We start from the raw sequence: 23,604 nt of genomic DNA, 5'->3' as shown, positions 1-23,604 counted from the left end.
CCCGTCAGGCCGCCATTCGGCGGCCTGACTCATTTCAAACCCTGCTGTTACGCGGCCGGTGATCTTGGCACTGGCATAGCGCTGCGGTTACATTAAAACCACCTGCACAATGTGTACCCGCTTGTAACATAGGGTGATTTATTACTCTTCTTCGGCGTCTGAACACTGTCCCGCCAGTTTGCCTTCAGCATTACAGGAGTATCGTTTTTGAGCAGTGAAGACCGGGTAGGCGGCTCTCATACCGCCATTCATACCGCACAGGATGCGGTAATTGATGCGCTTAGCAAAGGCAAGCACAAGCGCTTGCGCAAACTGCTGCGCGCGATGCACCCGGGAAAACTTGCCAGCCTGCTCGAAGCGCTGGACAGCGAGCAGCGTCAGGCGGTCTGGCAGCAGGTCGGCGACGATCAGGAAGCGGCTGTGCTGCGCCACCTCACTCCCCAGCTGGCCGCCACACTGCACCGCGATCACGACGAACCCGGCCTGGAAGAGGCGCTGGATGCGGGTGAAGAGCACCTATACACACAGATCAGTAGCGTGCGTGAGGCGTTGGAAGCGGGCAAGTTCAAGCGTATTGGGAAGGTCTTCCGGCATATGCATCCGGCCAAGGCCGCGGGCTTGCTTGAGGCCTTGCCGCCGGATGAGCGCAGCGCGGTGTGGGAAACGCTGGATAACGAACGCGCCGGCAAAGTGCTGGTGCACCTGCACGACGAGGTGCGGGCCAATCTTGCTTTGGAGATGGATGAAGACGAGCTGGTTGCCGCCGCGCGCAAGCTCGATCTGGATGACCTGGTTGACCTGATTCAGGCACTGCCCAAGGGCTCGGGCCGGCAACTGTTGCTGTCGATGGACGAAATCAAGCGCCAGCAACTGGTGGCGATGCTTTCCTACCCGGAGGACAGTGCCGGCGGTCTGATGAACACCGACCATATATCGGTGCGGGCAGAGGTCAAGGTCGGCTCGATTCTGCGTTATTTGCGTCTGCTGGAAGATCTGCCGGACCACACCGACAAGGTCATGGTGGTGGATCGCAAGAATCGCTACCAGGGCGTGTTGCGTTTGAGCCGGTTGGTGACCAGCTCGCCGGATGCCAAGGTCAGCGAGGTCATGGACGCGGATTTCAAACCGCTGGACGTGGAACTCAGCAGCCAGGAAGTGGCTCGGCGCTTCGAGGATCTGGACATGTTGTCCGCCGCGGTGACCAACGAGCAGGGCGAGTTGCTCGGGCGTATTACCGTGGATGACGTGATGGACATTATCCGTGAGGATTCCGACCGGGCGATCATGAATATGGCCGGTCTGGATGACGAGGCCGACATGTTTGCGCCGATTCTCACCAGTACCCGGCGCCGTTCGGTGTGGCTTGGCATCAACCTGATCACTGCCTTTCTCGCCGCCTGGGTTATCGGCCAGTTTCAGGGCACCCTGGAGCAGATCGTGGCGCTGGCGGTACTGATGCCCATCGTGGCCAGCATGGGCGGCATCGCCGGTAGCCAGACCCTGACCCTGGTGATTCGCGGTCTGGCGCTGGGCCAGGTCGAAGGCGGTAACGCCAAGGCGCTGCTGGTCAAGGAAATGGGTATCGGCCTGCTCAACGGCCTACTCTGGTCTGTGGTGGTCGCGGCTCTGGCGGTGATCTGGTTCGGCAGTTGGAAGATCGGCGGTATCATTGCTGCGGCGATCCTGCTTAATCTCTTGTGCGCCGCATTGGCTGGCTTGACCATACCGCTGATCCTGCGCAGGTTTGGCATCGACCCGGCACTGGCTGGCGGGGTGATCCTGACGACCGTGACCGACGTTGTTGGCTTCTTTGCCTTCCTTGGCCTGGCGACGCTGCTGCTGATCTAACGTTATAACCCTGGGCCTGCCGCCTCTACCCGCGCGGCGGCTCAACGTTCTTCCTTGGTTTTCGTCTGCACCTGACTGGCATCAGCACCCCTTGCTCGCCTTCCCACCCCCGCTCGTCGTGCCCACTCCCGCTCGTCGTTCCCATCCCCAATCGTCATTCCCGCCCCCTCGTCATTCCCGCGAAGGCGGGAATCCAAGCGAACTCAAATTAACCCACGCTTCAATTAAAACCACGCCTCCCATACCCACCGCTTATATTCACTATTCCATATATACGAAATTTCATATATGGTTTGTGCAAATGAACACGGAGTGCCGGTGGATGCAGTTGTTACCCCTCAAAGTCTTCAAGTGCCTGGCTGACGAAACGCGCCTGCGCTCGATGCTGCTGATCGCCCGCGAAGGCGAGCTCTGTGTGTGCGAGCTGACCTGTGCCCTGGACGTCAGCCAACCGAAAATCTCCCGCCATCTGGCCGAACTGCGCCAATGCGGTCTGTTGCAGGATCGTCGGCAGGGCCAATGGGTGTATTACAGTCTGGCGGCGGATTTACCCGAGTGGGTTACGCAGGTACTGCAAAGCACCTTGCAGGCCAACGCCGATTGGTTAGACACCAACCTTAATCAACTCGGGGCCATGGGCGATCGCCCGCTACGTCAGTCAGCCTGTTGCTGATCACCCAGGAGCCAAACATGAACGATGACCTTCCTGCCCTTGAAGCTGATCAATTGCCAGCGCCTGATACTGATCAGCTCGGGCGAACGCTTAAACTGCAACATCCGCCGCGTATTTTGCTGCTGTACGGTTCCAATCGACCTACTTCCTTCAGTCGTCTGCTGACGGAGGAGGCCGCGCGGCTGCTGCAACACCTGGGCGCGGAAACGCGTATTTTCGATCCGTCGGGTTTGCCGATGCCCGATGACGCGCCGGACACTCATCCCAAGGTGCAGCAACTGCGCGAGTGGATGCAGTGGTCCGAGGGCCAGGTCTGGTGCTCGCCAGAGCGCCACGGGGCGATGACCGGTGTATTCAAGTCCCAGATCGACTGGGTGCCGTTGGCGCTGGGCGCTGTGCGCCCTACCCAGGGCAAGACGCTGGCGGTGATGCAGGTATGCGGTGGTTCGCAATCGTTCAATGTGGTCAATCAACTGCGCGTACTGGGGCGCTGGATGCGCATGGTCTGCATCCCCAACCAGTCTTCCGTACCCAAAGCGTTTCTGGAGTTTGAGGGTGGCCGCATGAAGCCCTCAGCTTATTACGACCGGGTGGTGGATGTGATGGAAGAGCTGATGAAGTTCACGCTGTTATTGCGTGAGCAGTCCGATTACCTGGTCGACCGCTACTCGGAGCGCCGCGAGTCGGCTCAAGCGTTATCTGCGCGGGTTAACCAGCGCAGTATCTGAGCGCGGCCATACTCATTTCAGCGAACCCGCATTGCGGGTCAGCTATTCACTTGTTCGGGAGATTGATATGACTATCAAGGTAGGAATCAACGGTTTTGGCCGCATCGGCAAGTTGTTGGTGCGCGCTGCCTGGGACTGGCCGGAGCTGGAGTTCGTGCAGATCAATGACCCGGCGGGTGATGCTGCGACCCACGCGCATCTGCTGAATTTTGATTCGGTACACGGGCGCTGGCAGCAGAAAGCCGCGCATGAAGCCGATGCACTGGTCATTGCCGGCAAGCGCATCCGGCTGACGCAGAACAAGGCCATTGCCGACACTGACTGGTCGGGCTGCGATCTGGTGATCGAGGCCAGCGGCGTGAACAAGACCGTCAAGGCGTTGCAGGCTTATCTGGATCAGGGCGTTAAGCGCGTAGTGGTCAGCGCTCCCGTCAAGGAGCCGGAAGCCCTTAATGTGGTGATGGGTGTCAACCAGCACCTTTTCGATCCGGCGCGGCACCAGATCGTTACTGCTGCGTCCTGCACCACCAACTGCCTGGCCCCAGTGGTCAAGATCGTGCACGAAAAGCTCGGCATCAAGCACGGCTCTATTACCACCATCCACGACCTGACCAATACCCAAAGTATTCTCGACCAGCCGCACAAGGATCTGCGCCGGGCGCGTGCCTGTGGCATGAGCCTGATCCCTACCACCACGGGATCGGCAACCGCAATTGCCGAGATCTTTCCCGAGCTGCGCGGCAAGCTGAATGGCCATGCGGTGCGTGTGCCGCTGGCCAATGCGTCGCTGACCGACTGCGTATTCGAGGTCGAGAAGGCTACCAGTGTCGAGGAGCTGAATGCCTGGTTCAAGGCTGCCGCCGAGGGCGAGCTGAAGGATATTCTGGGCTATGAGGAACGGCCGCTGGTGTCGATTGATTACCGTACCGATCCCCGTTCTTCGATCATTGATGCCCTGTCGACCATGGTGGTCAACGGGACTCAGGTGAAGATCTATGCCTGGTACGACAATGAGTGGGGTTACGCCAACCGTACCGTCGAGCTGGCTCGGCTGGTCGGTCAGGCGAACTGATGATGGGCATGCTCGCGCGTCTCTCGCCGGATGTCCGTCAGTATCTGGTGGTCACCGGCAACTACTGGGCTTTCACCCTGACCGACGGCGCGCTGCGCATGCTGGTAGTGCTGCATTTCTACAGTCTGGGTTATACACCGCTGCAGATTGCCGCGCTTTTTCTGTTCTACGAAATATTTGGCGTGATTACCAATCTGGTCGGCGGCTATCTGGGCGCGCGCATAGGCCTGAACCGGACCATGAATATCGGTCTGGCCTTGCAGGTGATTGCGCTGTTGATGCTCACCGTGCCCGCCGAATGGCTGACAGTGTTGTGGGTAATGGCGGCGCAGGCGATGTCCGGGGTGGCCAAGGACCTGAACAAGATGAGCGCCAAAAGCTCGATCAAGCTGTTGGTGCCGGACAGCCAGCAGGGCGCTTTGTATCGCTGGGTGGCGCTGCTGACCGGGTCGAAAAACGCGCTCAAGGGCGTGGGCTTCTTTCTTGGCGGAGGTCTGCTGGCGCTCCTTGGATTTGCCGGCGCGGTGCTGGTGATGGCACTGGTGCTGGCCGCAGTATGGCTGGCGAGCTTGTTTCTGCTGAAAAAGGATCTGGGCAAAGCGACCGCCAAGCCCAAATTCCGCGAGTTGCTGTCGAAAAGCCGGCGGATCAATATCCTGTCTGGCGCGCGCATGTTTCTCTTCGGCGCTCGAGATGTCTGGTTCGTTATTGCGCTGCCGGTCTACCTGAGTAGTGTATTCGGCTGGGACTTCTGGATGGTTGGCGGCTTTATGGCGTGCTGGATCATCGGTTACGGCATCGTACAATCGGTTGCGCCATCGATTACCGGAAAAGGGGCAGGAAGAGTGCCGGGGGGGAGGGCTGCCTTTGGCTGGGCTGCCGCCTTGGCGCTACTGCCCGCTGCGATTGCGCTGGGTCTGTACTCCGAGCTGAATGCGCAATGGGTGCTGCTGGGCGGGTTGATGCTGTTTGGCGTGCTGTTCGCGGTCAACTCCTCGCTGCACAGCTATCTGATCGTGTCCTACGCCCAGGCTGATGGCGTTTCTCTGGATGTGGGCTTTTACTACATGTCCAATGCGCTGGGCCGTTTGATCGGCACCCTGCTGTCAGGTTGGGTGTACCAAGCCTACGGGCTGGAGGCCTGCCTCTGGGTGTCCAGTGCTTTTGTTGCGCTGGCAGCGCTGATCTCGCTCGGGCTGCCGAAGGCAGCCCGGTAACAGGATTCAGGCAGCGCTCTGGCTGGCCATGCCGACCGGACTGGCCTGCAGCAGGCGCGCACAGTACCAGCCGATCATCGCCACGCTGGCCCCCGCCAGGCCAATCATCGGCATGGAAAAGGCCTGGGTGACCTGGGCGCCGATGGCTGCACCCGCGCCCTGACCGAGAAACATCATCGAGCCATTCAGCGCCAATGTGACCTGCCTGGCATGGGGCGCTGCTTCAAGCAGTTGCGCCTGCATCAGCGGGCTCATGAAGAACAGCGCCGAGGCACCGAAGACCACGGCAAAACTCAATCCCAGCCAACTGATCACGCCCAGCCCGGGTAGCCAGATCATCGAGGATGAATACAGTATTTGCGTAGCTGCCACGACGACGAAAGCCCGCTTGAGTACCCGGCCGGGATTGCTCGGTGTGCCAAGCCGCCCCGCAATCACCACACCACAGAGTGCGCCAACACCGACCAGCATCTGCGAGAAGGCCACCCATTCAGTGCTGCCGATGATGATATTCATTACAGGCGCGATAAAGGGCACTACGCAGAAGGTCGCGCAGAACGAGGTCAAGGTCATGATCAGCAGGCGGCGCACCGGCGGATGCCAGCCCAGTTTCAGCAAACGCCAGCCGCTCTGATCCTGGCTGGTCACCTGCGGTAGTACCAGCCGAATCGCCAACGCCGCGCCTATGCACAGCACCGCAGCAAGAACAAAGGTGGAGCGCCAGCCAAACTGCGCGCCGATCAGACTGCCCAACGGCATGCCGAACATAAAGGCCAGTACCATGCCGCCCATGACCATGGCTAGCGCCGGGCCGCGGCGCTCCGGTGGTAACAGGCTGGCGACCACGGCGGGCACCACGGGTGTAACCAGGGTGGCACCCAGCCCGGCGAGGATGCGCAAGCTGATCAGTTCGGTAAAGGTGCTGGCCATTGCGGCGCAGAGGTTGATCAAACCCAGCACCAGCAATGAAACCCACAACAGCCGCCGGCGTTCCAGTTGCCCGGTGCGCAGGGCGATAAAGGGCGCGGTGAAAGCGTAAGTCAACGCGTAGGCCGCCGCGAGATAGCCGGCGACAGCGACCGTGATGCCCATATCCGCAGCCAGCTCAATCAGCAGGCCGGCGAAAACGAAGGTTTGTGTGCCCACTGCGCAGGTGGCCGCGGTAAGTACCACTACATTTCTGTTCATGACGGTTCTGCCTGGCTTAGACCCGCATAGCTCTGCTCAGCGCTATGCGGGACGCTGTTCTGAACAGCTGACTGTGCGAATCGAGGATGATAGCGCAGTCCGGATGGGTGACGGTTCTTGCGTCTGGATATTTTCAGGAAATCGATGACAGAGCCGATGACCAGCGGATCGCCGAGCGGCCGGTTATGGCCGCCCTGGTCCAGCCAGAGTGTTTGCGATGCCCTGGCGGCGGCGTTCTTTTGCGCAGCCCGTATCGGCACCACCCGGTCGTCGTGCGCATGCACCAACAATACTTGGCAATCAATGCGCCCCAGCCCACGGTCGACCTGAAAATGCTCCAGGGGCGCCGCCAGGCGATGTTGCAACTGGCGCTCCATGCGCTTTATCGCCCTGCTGGACAGCCCGCTAGCGAGCGCTTGACCTATCGCCTGCTTACTGGCCGCTTGGGGTGCACCAATCAGCACCAACCTGCTGGCATTCAGAGCATACTCTTCCATGGCCAGTACGCTGGTGGCGCCCCCCACTGAATGGGCGATTACCGCGTGCAGCGCCGGTAAGGCCTGCCCGACTGCAGCAATGGCCTGGGCCATAAGTGGCAGCGGCGCGGTTTTACCATCGGCCTCGCCATGCGCTGGCAGGTCCAGTGCGGCTACCGAGTACCCCTGGTCCAGCAGCGGCTGAACAAAGCCGCCCAATGCAAAGTGGTCATTTTCCCAGCCATGTACGAGCAGTATCTGCGGTCCGCTGCCCTTGTGCCAGAAGGGGATGCGTAGCCCCTGTACCTCAATCACGGACTTATCAAAGTCCGCAAAAGCATCCTGCCAGCGGGTAACGGGTGCGGCACGTTGGGGCTGAAGAAACAGACGGGTACCAATAGCCCCGAAGTACTCTGGAAATACCCATGAGAGCCCTTGAATCAGCTTGAAGCGCATTACCTGAGTGACCGAGTGGCTATTCATCAATCTTCTCCTTATCTACCTACCAGTAGGTAGTCTGTCGACGGGTAAAAAAAGCCCTTGATGGGCTATGGTGACTACTAGTGGATATCAGCTAGCGCTGGTGGCTCGTGCCCACTCAGTGCGCATTAGCGCGATGGTGCGTTCTAACGGCAGGGGACTGCTCTGCACTCTGGAAAGCAGCATGGCGCCCTGAATTCTAACCATAATCTGTTCTGCCCAGGCCTCCGCCTCGGCTGCGTTATGGGCAAAGCCGGCCAATTCGGCAATTCTCTTCAGCCAGGCAGTTTGCTCGTTGAGCAGCTCCAGGGCCCAGTGCCGAGGCTCTTCTCCCAAATGGTCCCAATCCCCGGTCACGCCGCTGACGGAGCACAGGCGGCTGCCGGCACCAATACGGCGTTGGTAAATATCCAGGAAAGCATCCAACTGGCGCTGGGCGGGCTGGTTGTGCATGCTTTCCACACGCGTGCGAAAGCCATTCAGGCTATTCTCCAGCACATCGGCGACCAACGCCTCCTTGTTCCGATAATGGTGGAACAAGCTGGCCTTGCGAATGCCCACCCGATCAGCCACATCCTGCAGGCTGAAACCGTTTACGGTTTGCCGCTGGAGTAGATCGGAAGCGATGCTGAGTATCTGCGTTTTAGTGTCCATGCGCCTACCATATGGTAGGTAATGTCGCGCCGTCAACTATTTTTTCTAGCGCCGTCTGTATGTCCGCCGGGCGGCTAAGCCGGTTAAATATTTCACCTTTAACACGAGGCTGGCATACTGCCGGGGATTTCGTCGGAACATGACGGCTTTGCTAGTGCTGTACCCTGATAGCCTTAGGCGAGGCTGCGGGGGAGGGTGGCGGCAACCGGGAGTGATGTAACGACCACCTTATATTGCATGGACAGGAGAGCGAGATGGCAGAAGTAACACTGGTTGTCGACGACAATGGTTATGCGGACCACAAGCTGGCCTGGCTGGATGCCGAAGGCAAGATTCAGACGCTGAAGATCCCGACCATTATTGGTACCGACAGGTTGAGTTCCAACAGCGGTGAAACTGTAGACCGTTACCGTGCAGATGGCGTTGATTACACCTGCAAGCCGTCTGTGCGTTCACCAATTAACCTGCGCAATGCCAACTACCCTGCCTCCGTCGAGAATCGCGTGCTGGTAACCCATGCGCTGCGCAAGGCAAAGTTGCTGAACAAGCCCCTGCACCTTGGCGTTACCCTGTCGTTTCGTGACTACTTTTCCGAGCAAGGCTCGCAAATTACCGAAAACAAGCAGGCGACCATCGCCAACTTCAATGGCAGCAAGGGTACTGTTGAGGTGATCGGTAGCGAAGACAAGCTGAACATCACTCAGGTCGATTGCTATTCCGAGGCACTGTCGGCGTTTTTTGACTTTGTTCTGGATGATCAGGGCGAATTCACCGACGCGGCCAAGTACACCAAGGGTGATGTGGCGATTATCGATATCGGCGGCTCGACCACCGATGTGGTCAATCTGATCGTGGATGACAGCATTACCATCAACAACAGCTACTCGGGCACCGACAAGGTCGGCGTACTGGACCTGAAATTTGCGCTGGAAAAGGCTATCAAACAGGAATTGATCGATCTCGGCCTGATCGAAAATTCGCATGATGCCGAGATTCCGCCGAACCTGGTCAGCGAAGTACTGGAAACCGGTTCGACCTTTTTTGCCGGTGAGATGCGTAATTTCGAAGTACTGCGAGACGATGTAGCCTCTTCCGTGGCGACCAAGATCATCAACAACGTCAAATCCCGACTCGGCTCTATCGGCATCTATCGCGCGATCATTATCACCGGCGGCGGATCTGTGGTGTTCCACCACTGGCTGACCAAGGCTTTCCCCAACCCGGTGATGCTGGATGAATTCTCCAACGCCCGTGGTGCGCTGAAGTTCATGCGCAATGTCGCCGCTGGCCGGGTCAAATCCAAGGGTGGCAAGGCCACGCCGAAACAGCTGGAAGATGTCTGACGCGCTGGGGTTGGTGTCCTGATGATACCAACCCTGTGCAGGCACCCCGTTAGCTCACGCCCACTGTTGTTCCAGGAGATTTCATGACTGCTGTAAGTTCACCTTCCCTTGCTGGTCATCCGCGGATTCAGTCCGCCTGGCTGGCCGCCATCCTGCTTTTCTGTGCTGTGATGGCGCTGCCTGCGCAAGCACAGGACTCCCCGTTCGACGATAAAGTCGCGGTCATCACCGGCAGCAGCTACGGTCTGGGTCGCGAGCTGGCGTTGCTCGGCGCTGCCGAGGGCATGAAGCTGGTGCTGGTTGATCGGCGCCCTGCGCCTTCCCAGGAGTTGGCCGAACAGATTCGCAGCCAGGGCGGTGAGGCTATTGTTGTCGAGGTTGATCTGGCTGACGCCGACCAGCGCCCCAGAGTAATCGACCAGGCCATGGAAGCCTTTGGCCGCATCGATTATTTGTTCAACAATGCGGGTTACTCCTACCTGGCAACGCTTGAGCAGATGGATATCGAGCAGGCCAAGGACATGTTCGAGGTCAATTACTGGGCCTACGCCGATCTGGCGCAACGGGTCATACCGATCATGCGCAAGCAGGGCGGCGGCACCATTCTTAACGTCTCATCGATTCTTGGTATGAGCGCTGCGCCCCCCGGGTTGGGGCACTACGCGGGTAACAAGCATGCCCTGCACGGGCTGTTTCAGAGCGCCGCGCAAGAGCTGAAAGCAGACAACATCAAAGTCTTTATCGCCGCACCGGCCGGTATGCGTACCATGATCAGCCAGCATTCAGTCGGCCCGCTGGCCAATCCGGAAAACGACCGTGCCGCTGATTGGGAAGATCCAGCCATTGCCGCCCGGGATATTTTCGACAATATTCAGCGCGACAAGGTCATCTTCAATCCAGGCTATATCGGCCGCCAGTAGGTTTCAGTGCGCTGAGGTCCCGGCTTGCCGCGGGGCTTCAGTCGTCCTCCGCTACTCCCTTCAATCCATGCCGTCGGCCATTTCCAGAATCGCGCCGACGATATCGTTCATGGTAATGATGCCCACCAGCTCATTGGCGTTGGTTACCAGAATGCGCTGGATGTTCATGTTGACCATCAGCCGCGCGACGTATTTTACGTCCAGCTCACGGGAGACAATCAGCGCCGGCTTGGTGCAGATGTCATACACGTTGATAAGGTCAATATCGCCTTCCTCGGCGACGATGGTCTTGAGGATATCGTTATAGGTGACCAAGCCATAGGCGTCGTGTTCGTTACCCTTGTCGACCACCAATGATTTGATGCCGTGCAAGCGCATGATGTGCATGCCCTCGCGTACGGTGGCGAAGGCCGACACCGTGACGACGTTGGATTTCATGATGTCTTTGACCAGCATGGCAGTTGCTCCTGGTGAGGTCAGATTTCGTTCTTGATCAATTGTTCGAACTGGGCAATCTGGCGGTGATCGATCCCGGCGATATGTTCCAGCGGCAAGGTGAACACCACCCCGCGGCTGTGATTATTCAGATCCAGGTCCTTGACCAGTGATTTCATTACGCGCAGCGACAGCTTCTTCTCCAGCACCAGAATCAGCACTGACTGGCTGCCCTCGTAGGTCAGGCCAAAAAACGTTTTCTTTGGCTCGGCACCCAGCCCGCGACCATTGAGGATGGTCATGCCACCAGCGCCCGCCGCCTTGGCTGATTCGATTGCCTGCTCTTCGAGGTCCTCAGCCAGCATCGCGACCAATACCGAGAATTTCATGTTGTTTCTCCTGTGTCTGGCCTGATCCACTCCATGACGATAGCGTAGAGCATGACCGTAATAATGGGGAAGATCGAGGCGAAGGCGATCAGACCGAAACCGTCAATCAGGACGCTACGGCCTTCTATGTGGGTGGCCAGCCCGATACCCAGCGCGGTAACTAATGGCACGGTCACCTCGGAGGTCGTGACGCCGCCGAGATCGTAAGCCAGTGGCACGATGAAGCGTGGAGCGATAAACGTCAGGGCAATCACCAGGGCATAGCCACCCATGATGTAAAAATGGATGGAGTCGCCGACGATGATGCGGTGCACGCCAATGCTGATGCCGATGGCCACGCCGAGCGCTACCAGCAGGCGAATATGCCTCGCGTCCAGCTTGCCGTGCGCTGCTTCTTCCGCCTGGGCGCCAATGGCGATCAAGGCCGGTTCGGCCATGGTGGTGGCGAAGCCGATAGCGAACGCGAACAGATACACCCACAGCAGCGTATCCAGGCCAATCAGCTGTTCGGCCATGCTGCGGCCTACCGGGAACAGCCCCAGCTTGAGGCCGACCACAAAGGCATACAGACCCAGTATCACCATGGCGAAGCCGAGCACCACCCGGCGCACGTAGGGTATGGGTTTGCGGATCACGGCATATTGAAAAAATACAATGACCAGAATGATCGGCAGCACATCCCGCAGCATGCTCAGCAGGTCCACGAACATGATCAAGGCTTGGCGTCCGGCTGTTCTGCTGGACGGGGCCTGTGCCAGGGTACGAGCGGCTTCAGCCGTCTCCAGCGGCGCTGGAAGCAGTGTATAAACGACAATGCCATACAGTTGCACGGCAATCATCGGCACCATGACCGCCAGCGCCACCAGCCCAAAACCGTGGGCCAGCGGGTTACGACCCTTGATCGACGCCGCCAGGCCCACACCCAGGGCGGCAATCAGGGGCACGGTGACAATGTTGGTGGTCACGCCGCCGGAGTCGTAAGCCAGGCCGACAATTTCTTCCGGGGCAAAAAAGGTCACGCTGACGACCAGCAGGTAGCCAATGATCATGTACCAATGCAGAGGGTGGCCGAGCAGGGTGCGTAACACGCCCAGGGCCACCACGGCTCCAACCGAAAAGGCCACCAGCAAACGCAGGGTCAGGGCGTCAATGCGCCCGGCGCTGATCAGCTGTGCCTGTTCCGCCACTGCTATGAGCGCGGGCTCGGCAACCACCGCGGCAAATCCCAGACTGAAACCGAAGGTCATCAGCAGAGGCAGGGAGCCGCGTCGGGCAAAGGCATTGGACAAGCCCTTGCCGACTGGAAATATCCCCAGATCCAGACCCTGAAGAAAAACCGCTACACCGAAAACCACGATCCCCAGACCCACCAGCATGGTGCCCAGGTTGTCTGGCACCTCACGGATGATCAGCAACTGAAAAATGCCGACCACCAGCACAATCGGCAGCAAGTTGCCAAAAGAATGCTTGAGAGTGTGCCAGAAGGTCAGAAGATGATTCACAATAGTGGCGGATCCTTTCGCTGGCTTGCTTGGTATATCAGTTCCGATAGTAGCAGGGGCCTGGTGTGAAGAAGCTGACCTCTATCAATGGACAGGTATAACATGGCCAGAACTGATTCAACCAACCTGCGCAGCTGGATGTGGCGGGCTTTTGTCCAGAGTGCCCTGATTCCGCTGCTGCTGGTGGAAACGGTTCTGGTGGCGGCGTACCTGTTGTCCAACACGGCCATCCGTGATGCTCAGGTTGAGCACCTGCGCAGCACCGCGCAGAGTGATATGCAAACGGCCGCAGCGCAGGAAGCGCATCTGGTTAATCAACGTCTGAAGAGTGTGGGGGAACTGGCCAGCCTGTTTGCCGGGCAGGTCGGCTCTGCCTTGAGGCGAACGGACGTACCACAAGATGCACAGGAAGCTGATTTGCTCGTGCGGTCGGCGTCTGGCGTACTGTATAGCCAGCGCGACGAAGGCCGTGCGGCTTCCTTCTACTCGAACGTCACTCCTCCCAGCCAGCAGGATCGGAGCAAGGTCATGCGCCTGGCGCAGCTTGACGAGCTGATGAAGGGCATCGAGCAGAACAACACATTGGTCAGCGCGGTGTATTTCAACACGCATGACAGCTACAACCGCATCTGGCCCTGGTTTTTTACCCCCGAGCAGTATCCCCATGATATGGATATCCCCAGCTACAACTTCTACTACCTGGCCGATGCGGTAAACAATCCGTCGCGTGGCGTGACCTGGACCGACGTCTACGTGGATCCAGCGGGGCAAGGTTGGATGATGTCGGCATTAGCGCCGGTTTATACCGACAATTTTCTCGAAGGCGTGGCAGGCCTGGATATCACCATTGGCAGTATTCTGGAGGAAATATCATCACTGGCGGTGCCCTGGGGCGGGTATGCCGTACTGGTGAGCGAGGATCTGAATATCATGGCGCTGCCGGAAACAGGCGAGCGTGATCTGGGGCTGAACGAGCTGACCCATTTCAGCTATGCCGAAGCGGTGCGCAAAGAGATATTCAAGCCCGGCGATTTCAACCTGGCCAACCGCAATGACACCCGTGAGCTGGCCGCGCTGGTCGACAGCGAAAGCCAAGGTGTCATGCCGCTCGAACTGGGCGGACGTTCGCAACTGGCGGCCTGGGCGAGCATACCGGAAACCGGCTGGAAGCTGATTACGTTGGTGGAGGAAGCCAGTGTGTTCAGCCGTACCAATGCACTGGCCACCCAGTTTCGGCAGATTGGCTATCTATTGATTGCCGGTCTGGTGCTGTTCTATCTGTTGTTCTTCGCTGTTATGTCGCTGCGTGCGCGGCGGCTAAGCCAGGCCCTGGAGGCACCGATCAGCGGCATTAGCCGGATGATGGAAGAAATTGGTGAAGGCAACTGGCATCCTCAGCCCCACCGCTCGCCGATCACAGAGCTCGACTTCATGGCCAGCAATACCTCGGCGATGGGCGACAAGCTGGCGGACAGCGAGCATTCCAGGCAAGAAGCCATGCAGCATCTGGAAAGGGTGTTGGACTCGACGACCGAAAGTATCTGGGAGGTCGAGGTGGCGCAGAAGCGGATTCGCTTCCAAGGTCGGCTCAATAAGCGTTTTGGTTTGCCTGCCGGTGTTATCAGCCTCGACACCTTCTTGCAGCGCGTGCATCCCGATGACCTGGCTGCAGCGCGTAACAGCCTGCTGCCGCGCAGCGCGCAGCAGAAGCTCGAGGCTGAATATCGCTTACGCGATGCCGCTGGTGACTATCACTGGCTACTCGGCCGTGGACGGATCGTGGAGATGGACGGACGTTTCCAGCGCCCGCAACGCGTCGCCGGCACCCATGTGGATATCGATGCAATCAAGGCAACTCAGGAAGCTCTGCGGGCCGCCAGCCTGCAGGCCCAGTCAGCCAATTTGGCCAAGAGCCGCTTCCTGTCGAGCATGAGCCACGAGTTGCGCACGCCGTTGAATGCGATCCAGGGCTTTGCGCAACTGCTGTCACTGGACCTGGAAAAAGACGCTGGCAACACCACGTCTCAAGCTGGCTCGCATCAGGCAAGCGTTCAGCAACAAACCATGCAGCAGCAGGTCTACGAAATATTGCAGGCCAGTCAGCACTTGTGTTTGCTGGTTGATGATGTGCTTGATCTGGCGCGGATTGAAGCCGAGCGCCCGGTTGTGCAACTGGAGCCTGTGGATGCCTGGCAGACACTGTTGGCCTGCGCGGAGCAGGTCCGGCCGGAGCGCGAAATGGCCGGGCTGGCTCTGCATCTGCACAGGCCTGAGCGGCAAGCCATGGTGCTTGCTGAGCCACGGCGTTTGCGGCAGATTTTACTCAATCTGCTGAGCAACGCGGTCAAATATAACCGGCCGAGCGGCAGTATCACGCTGGACTGCGTTTCCGTCGGCGCAGGCTGGCAATTGCGCGTGGCCGACACAGGGCGTGGCATTAGTCAGCAGGACCAGACCAAGCTGTTCAAACCATTCCAGCGGCTGGGGCATGAGAACAGCGCGATCAAGGGCGCCGGCATTGGTCTGGCGTTGAGCCGGGAACTGGCAAGTTTGATGAATGGTGAGCTGGGTTTCAGCAGTGAGCCAGGGGTGGGCAGCTGCTTCTGGCTGCAGCTGCCGGGCGCAAGCGCCGCGGGCGCTACGGAATCCGGTAGCCAGGCGCGGAACGACACCGATCTTCTGGATGTGATCTACGTGGAAGATGATCGCGCCAGTCAGATACTGGTGCAGCACGCATTGTCTGCGGTGGCCCAGGTAACGCTCATCGATAATGGGCTGGAAGCCTTGCACCGCATTACCGAGCGGCCACCGCAGGTACTGCTGCTGGATATTGATCTACCCGATATGCAGGGCGACCGTTTGCTGCGCTCGTTACGCGGTAGCGTGCGCACCCGGGATCTGCCGGTAATTGTGATCAGCGCCGGTGCGCTGCCGGCTGACCGACAACGCGTCAGCGATCTTGACGTCGCCTATTACCTGACCAAGCCCCTGCAGATACAGGATCTGCTGGATGCGCTAAGTCGAATTATGCGTGCGCCCTGATCCGGCGCAAGGGTGATTCAGCGTTCGCTAAGCTCGACCATCAGGTCATCGGCCAGGTTTTCCAGATCGCTGCGCAGAGCGTCTAGGTCCGTTTGCGGATAGATGCCCAGATCCGCCTGCGCCTTGAACAGCAGGTCAGAACTCATCGGCGCCGCAGTACATTCGGTATCCAGTTTTTCCACGTTTACACCGTGCCGGGCGAGGATCTGTGACACCTCATGCACAATCCCCGGCCGGTCGTTGCCCAACAGGCTCAGATGCAGGTGCGTCAGCTGCGGATCGTCAGCCTGGCCGCTCACTGCCACCTGCACATTGATTCCCAGATGCGTCAGCCCGTCTAGGTCAATGCGCAGCGCTTCGACATTATCCGGATGGATGTCCACGCGCAGAATCCCGGCAAACTGCCCGGCCATTCTGGCCATGCGACTTTCCAGCCAGTTGCCGCCGTGGCGATTAATGACCTGGGCAATACTTTCGACCAGGCCAGGTTTGTCGGCGGACATTACGGTCAGTACAAGCGGGGTAGACATGCTCACTCCTCAATCTGCTGCCTCAGTCCTGATAATAGCGGCCTTCGCCACTGGTCATCATTTCTCGGCAATTGAATTCAATGTTTTCGAAATCGTACTCGGTAAGGCCGACATATTCGAGTATACGGCCGCCGACCGCGTTCCATTCGTGGTCTACCGGCTGATTGGCCAGCACCTTGTGTGCCCGGCAGATATGCTCGGCCATCTTCAAGATAGCCAGCAGGTTCTTTAGCCCGGCATCGTGGTGATCTTCTTCGCCAAAGATCTGCTCGGCGTTGTGATGGCTGGCGATGGCATCACAGAGATGCTTTGGCAATAGCCAGGACTTGGCGGTGAAATAGCCGATGACGGCATGGTTGGTGTTCAATCGCTGGTTTTCTACATCGACGATGCGCTGGCCAGGCTGCGCGTAGGACTCTTCCAGCACTTCAATATAGTACGGAAAGCGTTTGAGCATCAGCGGAATGCCGCAGTTGTGGAACAGCCCCAATGCATAGGCCTCGTCCGGTTCAACACAACCAATCTTTTTCGCCAGCGTCATGCACGTCATGGCGATATCCTGGGCGCTATCCCAGAAGCGGTTGAGGTTGACGATGTTCTCGTCGGTCATTTCGCCACGGATCGATTGTGCATTGACGATGTTGATCACCCGGCGCACGCCGAGCAGATTCACCGCTTGCTGAATGGACGAAATGCGATTGGCCAAAGCAAAAAACGGCGAATTGACTATTTTCAGCAGGCTGCCAGCCAAACCGGGGTCCTGGCTGATAAGCCGGGCGATGACTCTTAGGTCCGGGTCCGGCATCACCTGTTCCATCTGCAGATCGACCATGATCTGGGGTTGCGGCGGCACACTGATGCCTTGCAAGGCGTGCTTGATCTGCTCTTCCGTAAGATCCTGAGTCATGCGCTGTGGGTCCAATCTCGTGCGGGATATTGGAGTTTAGCCGCAGACTGGCGGGCTGGACACCCTGTATAATGCTCGCCCGGCGGAATCACCTGCCGCCCGAGAGTAAGGAGCTCCCATGACGCTGCCAAGTCTGCGCCTCAAATCCAACAGTGACAGGCGCATCAAAGCCGGCCATCTCTGGGTATTCAGCAACGAAGTGGATACCGCCCAGACCCCGCTGACCGGGTTCGAACCCGGCCAGGAAGCACAGCTTGAGAGCGCCTCAGGCAAGCCTCTGGGTCTGGTCTGCATGAGTCCGACCAATCTGATCTGTGCACGCATGCACAGCCGCGATGTGGGCCACGGCCTGGACAAGTCCTTGCTGGTTCACCGCATTCAGGTAGCGTTGAGTCTGCGCGAGAAACTTTTTGACAAACCTTTCTACCGCCTGGTTTACGGCGACGCGGATTTGTTGCCCGGTCTGGTCGTAGATCGCTTTGGCGATTACCTGGTAGTACAGATTGCTACGCCGGGCATGGAGCGTGTGCGCGAGGCGATTGTCGAGGCACTGGTTCAGGTGCTCAAGCCTGCAGGCGTGCTGTTCAAGAATGACAGTGGCGCGCGCAAGGCTGAGGATCTGCCGTCCTACGTCGAGGCTGCCTTTGGTGAAGTGCCGGAGCGTATTGCGCTGGAAGAAAATGGTGTGCGCTTTGAAGCGCCGGTCTGGACTGGACAGAAGACCGGCTGGTTCTATGATCACCGCATGAATCGCGCGCGTCTGGCGCCCTATGTAAACGGTAAGCGCGTATTGGATCTGTATTCCTATATTGGCGGCTGGGGTGTGCAGGCGGCGGTGATGGGCGCGACTGAGGTCATGTGTGTCGACAGCTCGGCGCCGGCGCTGGATATGGTCGAGCACAATGCCGGTCTTAACGGTGTAGCCGAGAAGATGGCGGTGGTTGAAGGTGATGTGATGGATGCCTTGCGCGAGCTGAAGTCGGCCGGCGAGAAATTCGATGTGGTGATTGCTGATCCGCCGGCCTTTATCAAGAAGCGCAAGGATGTACGCAATGGCGAAGCGGCCTACCGCCGTTTGAATGAACAGGCGATGCGGCTGCTGAACAAGGATGGCATTCTGGTTTCGGCTTCCTGCTCCATGCATCTGGCGGAAGAAAATCTGCGCGAGATTTTGCTGGCCTCCAGCCGGCATCTGGATCGTCACCTGGTGATTACCGAGCGCGGTTTTCAGGGTCCGGATCACCCGCTGCATCCCGCGATCCCGGAAACCGGTTATATCAAATCGCTGTTCTGTAGAGTGCTGCCGGTTTAGGTTTCAAGAAGGGGTTGGGGTTGGGAAAGCAAACTCCGCCTCACTCGGAAGTGATTTAGCTCTCGGTCTGATAGGGCGGAGAAAGTGTCGATAACAGGGATGTTATCGTCAAGCCTCCAGGGATGGATTCACGGCGTCTTTCGGAGTCCTCTCAGACCGAGTGCGGCCCCCACTCGGGGTTGTAGTGGCGCTCGTGCCAGGCCGCCGCAGCCCGACTGGTCACGCCGACACGCAGCAAGTACGTCCCTGTAGCTCGGCGATGGCATCCCTGCCATCGACGGTCGGCTTAGCCCAGTCGCGCTGCGACGGCCACCGGCTCCAAAGTGTTCCGATGGGAAACCCGAACTAATCTCTCAGGCTTAATATCGGCCAATCATGCTCCTGCGCATGCGCACGCAACACCTCATCAGGATCAACCGCTACCGGGTTATCCACCATATTCAACAGCGGCAGATCATTCTGCGAATCGCTGTAAAAGTAACTTCCATCGAGTTTCTTCCCGTTCTCCATCAGCCAGCGCTCAAGGCGCGTCACTTTGCCTTCGCGGAAGCACGGGATGTCGGTAGTGCGGCCGGTGTAACGGCCATTGACGCGCTCGCACTCGGTCGCCAACAGAATGTCGATCCCCAGGCGTTCGGCAATCGGTGCTGTGATAAAGCGGTTGGTGGCAGTAATGATCATCAGTGTATCGCCGGCATTGCGGTGTTTCTCGATCAACGCCAGTGCCTTTGGCAGCACGATGGGGTCGATGCGCTCGGCCATGAACTGCTTGTGCCAGGCGGCCAGTTGCTCGGGTTCATGTTCGGCCAGCAGCTGCAGGCAGAAATTCAGGTAAACCTGAATATCCAGGCGCCCGGCCAGGTAGTCATTGAAGAACTCATCGTTGCGCGCCTTGTAGGATGCGCCGTCGACGATGGCGTGATCGACAATGAACTCGCCCCAGGCATGGTCGCTGTCGCCGCCAAGCAGAGTGTTGTCCAGATCAAAGATGGCCAGAGGCAAGGGGTATCTCCTGTGTTGAGGTGCCGGAGGCGCAAGGATAATCCAGCCTGCGGGCAAATGCTTGCGCTGTATCGGCGGGCTGGTCAGGCAATCAAGGTACGAATGCTGAAGGTGTGCTTATAAGGCACTGAAATGCCTGTTACTCTGCAATTGCTGCTTCGCGCGTCTTTGTGGAACAATGCAAAGGACAATTAATCAAGGATACCGGCTGTGATCGACCCTGATGGCTTCCGTCCCAATGTAGGCATCATCCTGACCAATGGGTCCGGGCAGGTGCTGTGGGCGCGGCGTATCGGCCAGGATGCATGGCAGTTTCCGCAGGGCGGTATTCAACGAAATGAAACGCCTGAACAGGCGTTGTACCGCGAATTGCATGAAGAAGTCGGCTTGATGCCCGACGATGTTGAAATTCTTGCCTGCACCCGTGGCTGGCTGCGCTACCGTTTACCCCAGCGATTGATTCGTAGCCACTCGCAACCTGTATGTGTGGGTCAGAAGCAGAAATGGTTTTTGCTGCGGCTGACCGCCGATGAGCAACAAGTCTGTATGACCAAGACCCCTAAGCCCGAATTTGACGGTTGGCGTTGGGTCAGTTACTGGTATCCGCTGGGCCAGGTGGTGGCTTTCAAACGCGACGTTTATCGTCGTGCCATGAAGGAATTGGCGCCGAGACTGCCGCTGGGTTTGGACGCGAGCGATTGGATGGAAACGACTGGATGGAAACGTGAGTAAACAGACGTGAGCATGCTCAATACCCTGCGGCGCATTGTTCAGGAAGTGAACTCCGCCAAGGACCTGATCACCGCACTGGACATCATTGTCCAGCGCGTGCGTGAGGCCATGGGTACGGAAGTGTGTTCCGTTTATCTGCTCGATCCAGGCAGTAGCCGTTATGTGCTGATGGCCACCCAGGGCCTGAATAAAGATGCGGTAGGCATCGTCAGCATGGCCAACAACGAAGGTCTGATCGGTTACGTGGGCGCCCGTGAAGAGCCGGTAAACCTCGAAGATGCCGCCGCTCACCCGAAATTCCGCTACTTCGCCGAGACCGGCGAGGAGCGCTTTGCCTCCTTTCTAGGTGTGCCGATCATCCACCATCGCCGGGTCATGGGCGTGTTGGTGGTCCAGCAGAAAGAGCGCAGGCAGTTCGACGAATCTGAAGAATCCTTCCTGGTCACCATGAGCGCTCAGTTGGCCGGGGTTATTGCGCACGCTGAGGCCACTGGCTCGATTCATGGTCTGGGTTGGGCTGGCGAGGCGATTCAGGACACCCGGTTTGATGCGGTACCCGGTGCGCCTGGCGTGGCGATCGGCCAGGCGGTGGTGATTCTGCCGCCGGCCGATCTCAAGGCCGTGCCGGATAAGCATGTCAAAGATATTGACGTGGAAGTGTTGCGCTTTCGTAGCGCGATCGAAGCTGTTCGCCAGGACATGCATGACATGTCCGCCAAACTGTCTACTCAACTGCGGCCCGAAGAGCTGGCGCTGTTTGATGTGTATCTGATGATGCTGGATGACGCCGCCCTTGGTAACGAGGTATTGGCGGTCATTCGCGGCGGGCAATGGGCACAGGGCGCTTTGCGTGAAGTGGTCAATGCCCATATCAACCGTTTCGAGATGATGGACGATCCCTATCTGCGTGAGCGCGCCTCGGACGTCAAGGATCTGGGCCGGCGCATCCTCGCGTATCTGCAGGAAGCCAACAAGGAAGAGCGGGTCTTCCCTGATCAAACCATTCTGGTCAGTGAAGAGCTATCGCCGGTGATGCTGGGTGAGGTGCCGAAGGAAAAGCTCGTGGGCCTGGTCTCGGTGCTTGGATCGGGGAGCTCGCATGTGGCCATTCTGGCGCGCGCCATGGGCATCCCGACTGTTATGGGGGCAGTGGACCTGCCGTATACGCGCATGGACGGTCTGGAGCTGATTGTTGATGGTAACCATGGGGAGGTTTATTCCAACCCGTCACCGGAGTTACGTCGGCATTACCTGGAAATAGTCCGCGAAGAGCTGGAACTGGTGCAGGGGTTGGAGAAGCTGCGCGATGTGCGCTGCGTGACCACTGACGGCCACCGCATGCCGCTGTTTGTGAACACCGGCTTGCTGGCCGATGTTGCCCGCTCGCTCGATCGTGGTGCCGAAGGCGTAGGACTGTACCGTACTGAAGTGCCGTTCATGATCCAGGATCGCTTCCCCAGTGAAAAGGAGCAGCAGGCGACCTATCGTGAGCAGCTGGAAGCCTTCCACCCGCTGCCGGTGACCATGCGCAGCCTGGATATTGGTGGCGACAAGGCCCTGACCTATTTCCCTATCCGCGAAGACAACCCCTTCCTCGGTTGGCGCGGTATTCGTGTAACGCTGGATCATCCGGAAATCTTTCTGGTGCAGACCCGCGCCATGCTCAAGGCGAGCAAGGGGCTGAATAATCTGCGCATCATGTTGCCGATGATCAGTAGCGTTTATGAAGTGGAGGAGGCGCTGCATCTGATTCACCGCGCGCACAGTGAAGTCTGTGATGAGGGTATGGAAGTACCGATGCCGCCGGTGGGGGTGATGATTGAAGTGCCGGCGGCTGTCTACCAGGCGCGTGAGTTGGTGCAGATGGTCGACTTCCTCTCCGTGGGTACCAATGATCTGACGCAGTACCTGCTGGCGGTCGATCGCAACAATCCTCGCGTGGCAGATCTATATCATTCGCTGCATCCGGCGGTGCTGCAGGCGTTGATCAAGGTCGCCACCGCCTGCCGCGAAGCCGGTAAGCCAATGAGTGTGTGTGGCGAAATGGCCGGTGATCCGGCGTCTGCGGTGCTGCTGATGGCAATGGGTTGTGATGTGCTATCGATGAACGCGACTAACCTGCCGAAGGTTAAGTGGTTGTTGCGGCAGATTTCCCTGAGTGATGCCAAAGCGCTGCTCGATGAAGTCATCGGGCTGGATAACCCGCATCTGGTGCAAAGTACACTGCACTTGGCGCTGCGCAATATGGGGCTGGAAAAGGTTCTGCGCCAAGGCCGCTGAACAGCTAATCGCCAGCCAGGTGCCAGCAGGATTCACCCAGCGCCGCGCCGGCGGCGGCAAACCTGCGTTCAACGAAAACGATGCCTCCCTGCTTATCCAGTTTCAACAGGCTGCTGGCGCGTGTTCCATAGTCTTCGCCGAGAATAAAAGTGGCTGAGAGCAGCCGTTCCCACTCCAGGCTCACGCCGGTTTTTGGCAGTTGCTGATCGGGGTAGGTCTGCGTGTCGCTCAGCAGGTCCAGTAATACGTCGGCACTGGCATTCAGATTGTCCCCCAGGCGGGCCCGCAATTGTTGCAGCTTTGGCCAGTCGCTGTTCAGCGCGCCGTTGGATAAGCCGTATACACCCGGGGGGAGCTGCTGCGGCTGGTTGGCCTGGCTATTGAGATGCCACAGCTCCTGCAGATCGCCGACCAGTAAATTGAAGTCGGCATAATCGTCGCGTCTGGATTGCAGCTCTTGCAGGTATTCCCCTGGAGCCTGTTTGCCGGCCAGATAGTCCAGGGCCAGGGCGCCGCGTGACTGCGGGCCCTTGCGGGCTCCCGGCGCACGAATATTGGTCAGTGCCGCGAATCGGCCGCGACGGGTGACGCCGAGCCATGTTCCCCCGGCTTCCAGATCCTTGCCCGCGAGCAAGTCCGGCAGGCCTTCCTCAGTCCAGAAGCCAGCGGCGCGAGTGGGCCTGGCATGGAACTCGTCTCGATTTCCCAGCAGGATGAGCGGGTTGCCGCCGGTTTGCCAGGCAAAAGCCATCAGACACATAGTTGTTCCCCCTGTAATGCGCCTAGTGTACGGGTTTTTGCATGCGAGGCAGTGGCCCGCGCGGCCCATTGACGGCGATAGGCGGCACGTTCGACCACGCCTGGAATATGCCGC

General features: G+C 58.7%; 21 protein-coding genes. 11 read left to right on the top strand and 10 right to left on the bottom strand.

Features of this window, described 5'->3' with window-relative positions; translation table 11 throughout:
• Positions 1-207 precede the first annotated feature (207 nt).
• From mgtE to arsJ, 5 genes are all read left to right on the top strand, one after another.
• A complete protein-coding gene (gene mgtE, locus DT594_RS09910; RefSeq protein WP_218574501.1) occupies positions 208-1,848 on the top strand; it encodes a magnesium transporter in 1,641 nt (546 codons plus the stop codon).
• 322 nt (positions 1,849-2,170) lie between these two features.
• The gene (locus DT594_RS09905) at positions 2,171-2,521 is read left to right on the top strand and encodes a metalloregulator ArsR/SmtB family transcription factor (protein WP_149332513.1); all 351 of its coding nucleotides are present in this window, start codon (positions 2,171-2,173) and stop codon (positions 2,519-2,521) included.
• A gap of 17 nt (positions 2,522-2,538) precedes the next feature.
• The gene (arsH, locus tag DT594_RS09900; RefSeq protein ID WP_149332512.1) at positions 2,539-3,249 is read left to right on the top strand and encodes an arsenical resistance protein ArsH; all 711 of its coding nucleotides are present in this window, start codon (positions 2,539-2,541) and stop codon (positions 3,247-3,249) included.
• 67 nt (positions 3,250-3,316) lie between these two features.
• Positions 3,317-4,321 (top strand): ArsJ-associated glyceraldehyde-3-phosphate dehydrogenase, encoded by a 1,005-nt coding sequence (locus tag DT594_RS09895; protein ID WP_149332511.1) that lies wholly within the window; start codon positions 3,317-3,319, stop codon positions 4,319-4,321.
• A gap of 2 nt (positions 4,322-4,323) precedes the next feature.
• Positions 4,324-5,538: an organoarsenical effux MFS transporter ArsJ gene (gene arsJ / locus DT594_RS09890; protein WP_149332673.1), complete on the top strand. Its 1,215-nt coding sequence runs from the start codon at positions 4,324-4,326 to the stop codon at positions 5,536-5,538.
• 6 nt (positions 5,539-5,544) lie between these two features.
• Here the strand turns inward: arsJ and DT594_RS09885 are convergent, their stop codons facing one another.
• The 3 genes from DT594_RS09885 to DT594_RS09875 form a co-directional block, all read right to left on the bottom strand.
• Positions 5,545-6,726, bottom strand: a complete 1,182-nt coding sequence (locus DT594_RS09885) for an MFS transporter (protein WP_149332510.1) — start codon at positions 6,724-6,726, stop codon at positions 5,545-5,547.
• Positions 6,723-7,685 carry an alpha/beta fold hydrolase gene (locus tag DT594_RS09880; RefSeq protein ID WP_149332509.1) on the bottom strand — a complete coding sequence of 321 codons (963 nt, stop codon included), beginning with the start codon at positions 7,683-7,685 and terminating at the stop codon, positions 6,723-6,725. Before DT594_RS09880 ends, DT594_RS09885 begins: the two co-directional genes overlap by 4 nt.
• Positions 7,686-7,772: 87 nt before the next feature.
• Positions 7,773-8,336: a TetR/AcrR family transcriptional regulator gene (locus DT594_RS09875; RefSeq protein ID WP_149332508.1), complete on the bottom strand. Its 564-nt coding sequence runs from the start codon at positions 8,334-8,336 to the stop codon at positions 7,773-7,775.
• Positions 8,337-8,590: 254 nt separating this feature from the next.
• Here DT594_RS09875 and parM point away from each other — a divergent pair, with 254 nt between their 5' ends.
• Both parM and DT594_RS09865 read left to right on the top strand, forming a co-directional pair.
• A complete protein-coding gene (gene parM / locus DT594_RS09870) occupies positions 8,591-9,679 on the top strand; it encodes a ParM/StbA family protein (protein ID WP_149332507.1) in 1,089 nt (362 codons plus the stop codon).
• Between the two features lie 83 nt (positions 9,680-9,762).
• Positions 9,763-10,599, top strand: a complete 837-nt coding sequence (locus tag DT594_RS09865; protein ID WP_178091494.1) for an SDR family NAD(P)-dependent oxidoreductase — start codon at positions 9,763-9,765, stop codon at positions 10,597-10,599.
• Between the two features lie 60 nt (positions 10,600-10,659).
• On the opposite strand, the gene DT594_RS09860 is transcribed toward DT594_RS09865, so the two are convergent.
• Genes DT594_RS09860 through DT594_RS09850 form a run of 3 tightly spaced genes read right to left on the bottom strand, consistent with a single transcriptional unit; the run spans position 10,660 to position 12,925 of the window.
• Positions 10,660-11,055 (bottom strand): CBS domain-containing protein, encoded by a 396-nt coding sequence (locus DT594_RS09860; protein WP_096347092.1) that lies wholly within the window; start codon positions 11,053-11,055, stop codon positions 10,660-10,662.
• Between the two features lie 20 nt (positions 11,056-11,075).
• Positions 11,076-11,423 (bottom strand): P-II family nitrogen regulator, encoded by a 348-nt coding sequence (locus DT594_RS09855; protein ID WP_096347093.1) that lies wholly within the window; start codon positions 11,421-11,423, stop codon positions 11,076-11,078.
• Entirely contained in the window at positions 11,420-12,925 is a 1,506-nt protein-coding gene (locus DT594_RS09850; RefSeq protein WP_218574500.1) for a DUF1538 domain-containing protein, read from the bottom strand. Before DT594_RS09850 ends, DT594_RS09855 begins: the two co-directional genes overlap by 4 nt.
• A gap of 102 nt (positions 12,926-13,027) precedes the next feature.
• On the opposite strand from DT594_RS09850, the gene DT594_RS09845 reads away from it, so the two are divergent.
• On the top strand, positions 13,028-15,967 hold the full coding sequence (locus DT594_RS09845) for a hybrid sensor histidine kinase/response regulator (protein ID WP_149332506.1): 2,940 nt from the start codon (positions 13,028-13,030) through the stop codon (positions 15,965-15,967).
• A 17-nt stretch (positions 15,968-15,984) separates the two neighbouring features.
• Here the strand turns inward: DT594_RS09845 and DT594_RS09840 are convergent, their stop codons facing one another.
• Both DT594_RS09840 and DT594_RS09835 read right to left on the bottom strand, forming a co-directional pair.
• Entirely contained in the window at positions 15,985-16,497 is a 513-nt protein-coding gene (locus DT594_RS09840) for a glycine cleavage system transcriptional repressor (protein ID WP_149332505.1), read from the bottom strand.
• 22 nt (positions 16,498-16,519) lie between these two features.
• Complete coding sequence (locus tag DT594_RS09835) at positions 16,520-17,404, bottom strand: HDOD domain-containing protein (protein ID WP_149332504.1); 885 nt, start codon at positions 17,402-17,404, stop codon at positions 16,520-16,522.
• 118 nt (positions 17,405-17,522) lie between these two features.
• Here DT594_RS09835 and DT594_RS09830 point away from each other — a divergent pair, with 118 nt between their 5' ends.
• Entirely contained in the window at positions 17,523-18,716 is a 1,194-nt protein-coding gene (locus DT594_RS09830) for a class I SAM-dependent rRNA methyltransferase (protein ID WP_149332503.1), read from the top strand.
• Between the two features lie 345 nt (positions 18,717-19,061).
• Here DT594_RS09830 and DT594_RS09825 read toward each other — a convergent pair whose 3' ends face one another.
• Positions 19,062-19,718 (bottom strand): histidinol-phosphatase, encoded by a 657-nt coding sequence (locus DT594_RS09825; protein WP_149332502.1) that lies wholly within the window; start codon positions 19,716-19,718, stop codon positions 19,062-19,064.
• 210 nt (positions 19,719-19,928) lie between these two features.
• On the opposite strand from DT594_RS09825, the gene DT594_RS09820 reads away from it, so the two are divergent.
• Positions 19,929-20,450 (top strand): RNA pyrophosphohydrolase, encoded by a 522-nt coding sequence (locus DT594_RS09820; RefSeq protein WP_096347099.1) that lies wholly within the window; start codon positions 19,929-19,931, stop codon positions 20,448-20,450.
• Between the two features lie 12 nt (positions 20,451-20,462).
• The gene (ptsP, locus tag DT594_RS09815; RefSeq protein ID WP_149332501.1) at positions 20,463-22,730 is read left to right on the top strand and encodes a phosphoenolpyruvate--protein phosphotransferase; all 2,268 of its coding nucleotides are present in this window, start codon (positions 20,463-20,465) and stop codon (positions 22,728-22,730) included.
• Positions 22,731-22,734: 4 nt separating this feature from the next.
• Here the strand turns inward: ptsP and DT594_RS09810 are convergent, their stop codons facing one another.
• Positions 22,735-23,490 carry an NRDE family protein gene (locus DT594_RS09810; RefSeq protein ID WP_149332500.1) on the bottom strand — a complete coding sequence of 252 codons (756 nt, stop codon included), beginning with the start codon at positions 23,488-23,490 and terminating at the stop codon, positions 22,735-22,737.
• Positions 23,491-23,604: the final 114 nt, after the last annotated feature.

The organism is Halopseudomonas laoshanensis (assembly GCF_008365385.1).
Lineage (GTDB): Bacteria > Pseudomonadota > Gammaproteobacteria > Pseudomonadales > Pseudomonadaceae > Halopseudomonas > Halopseudomonas laoshanensis.
Note: the sequence above shows the minus strand (reverse complement) of the source record. Positions and strands in the feature narration are given on the sequence as shown.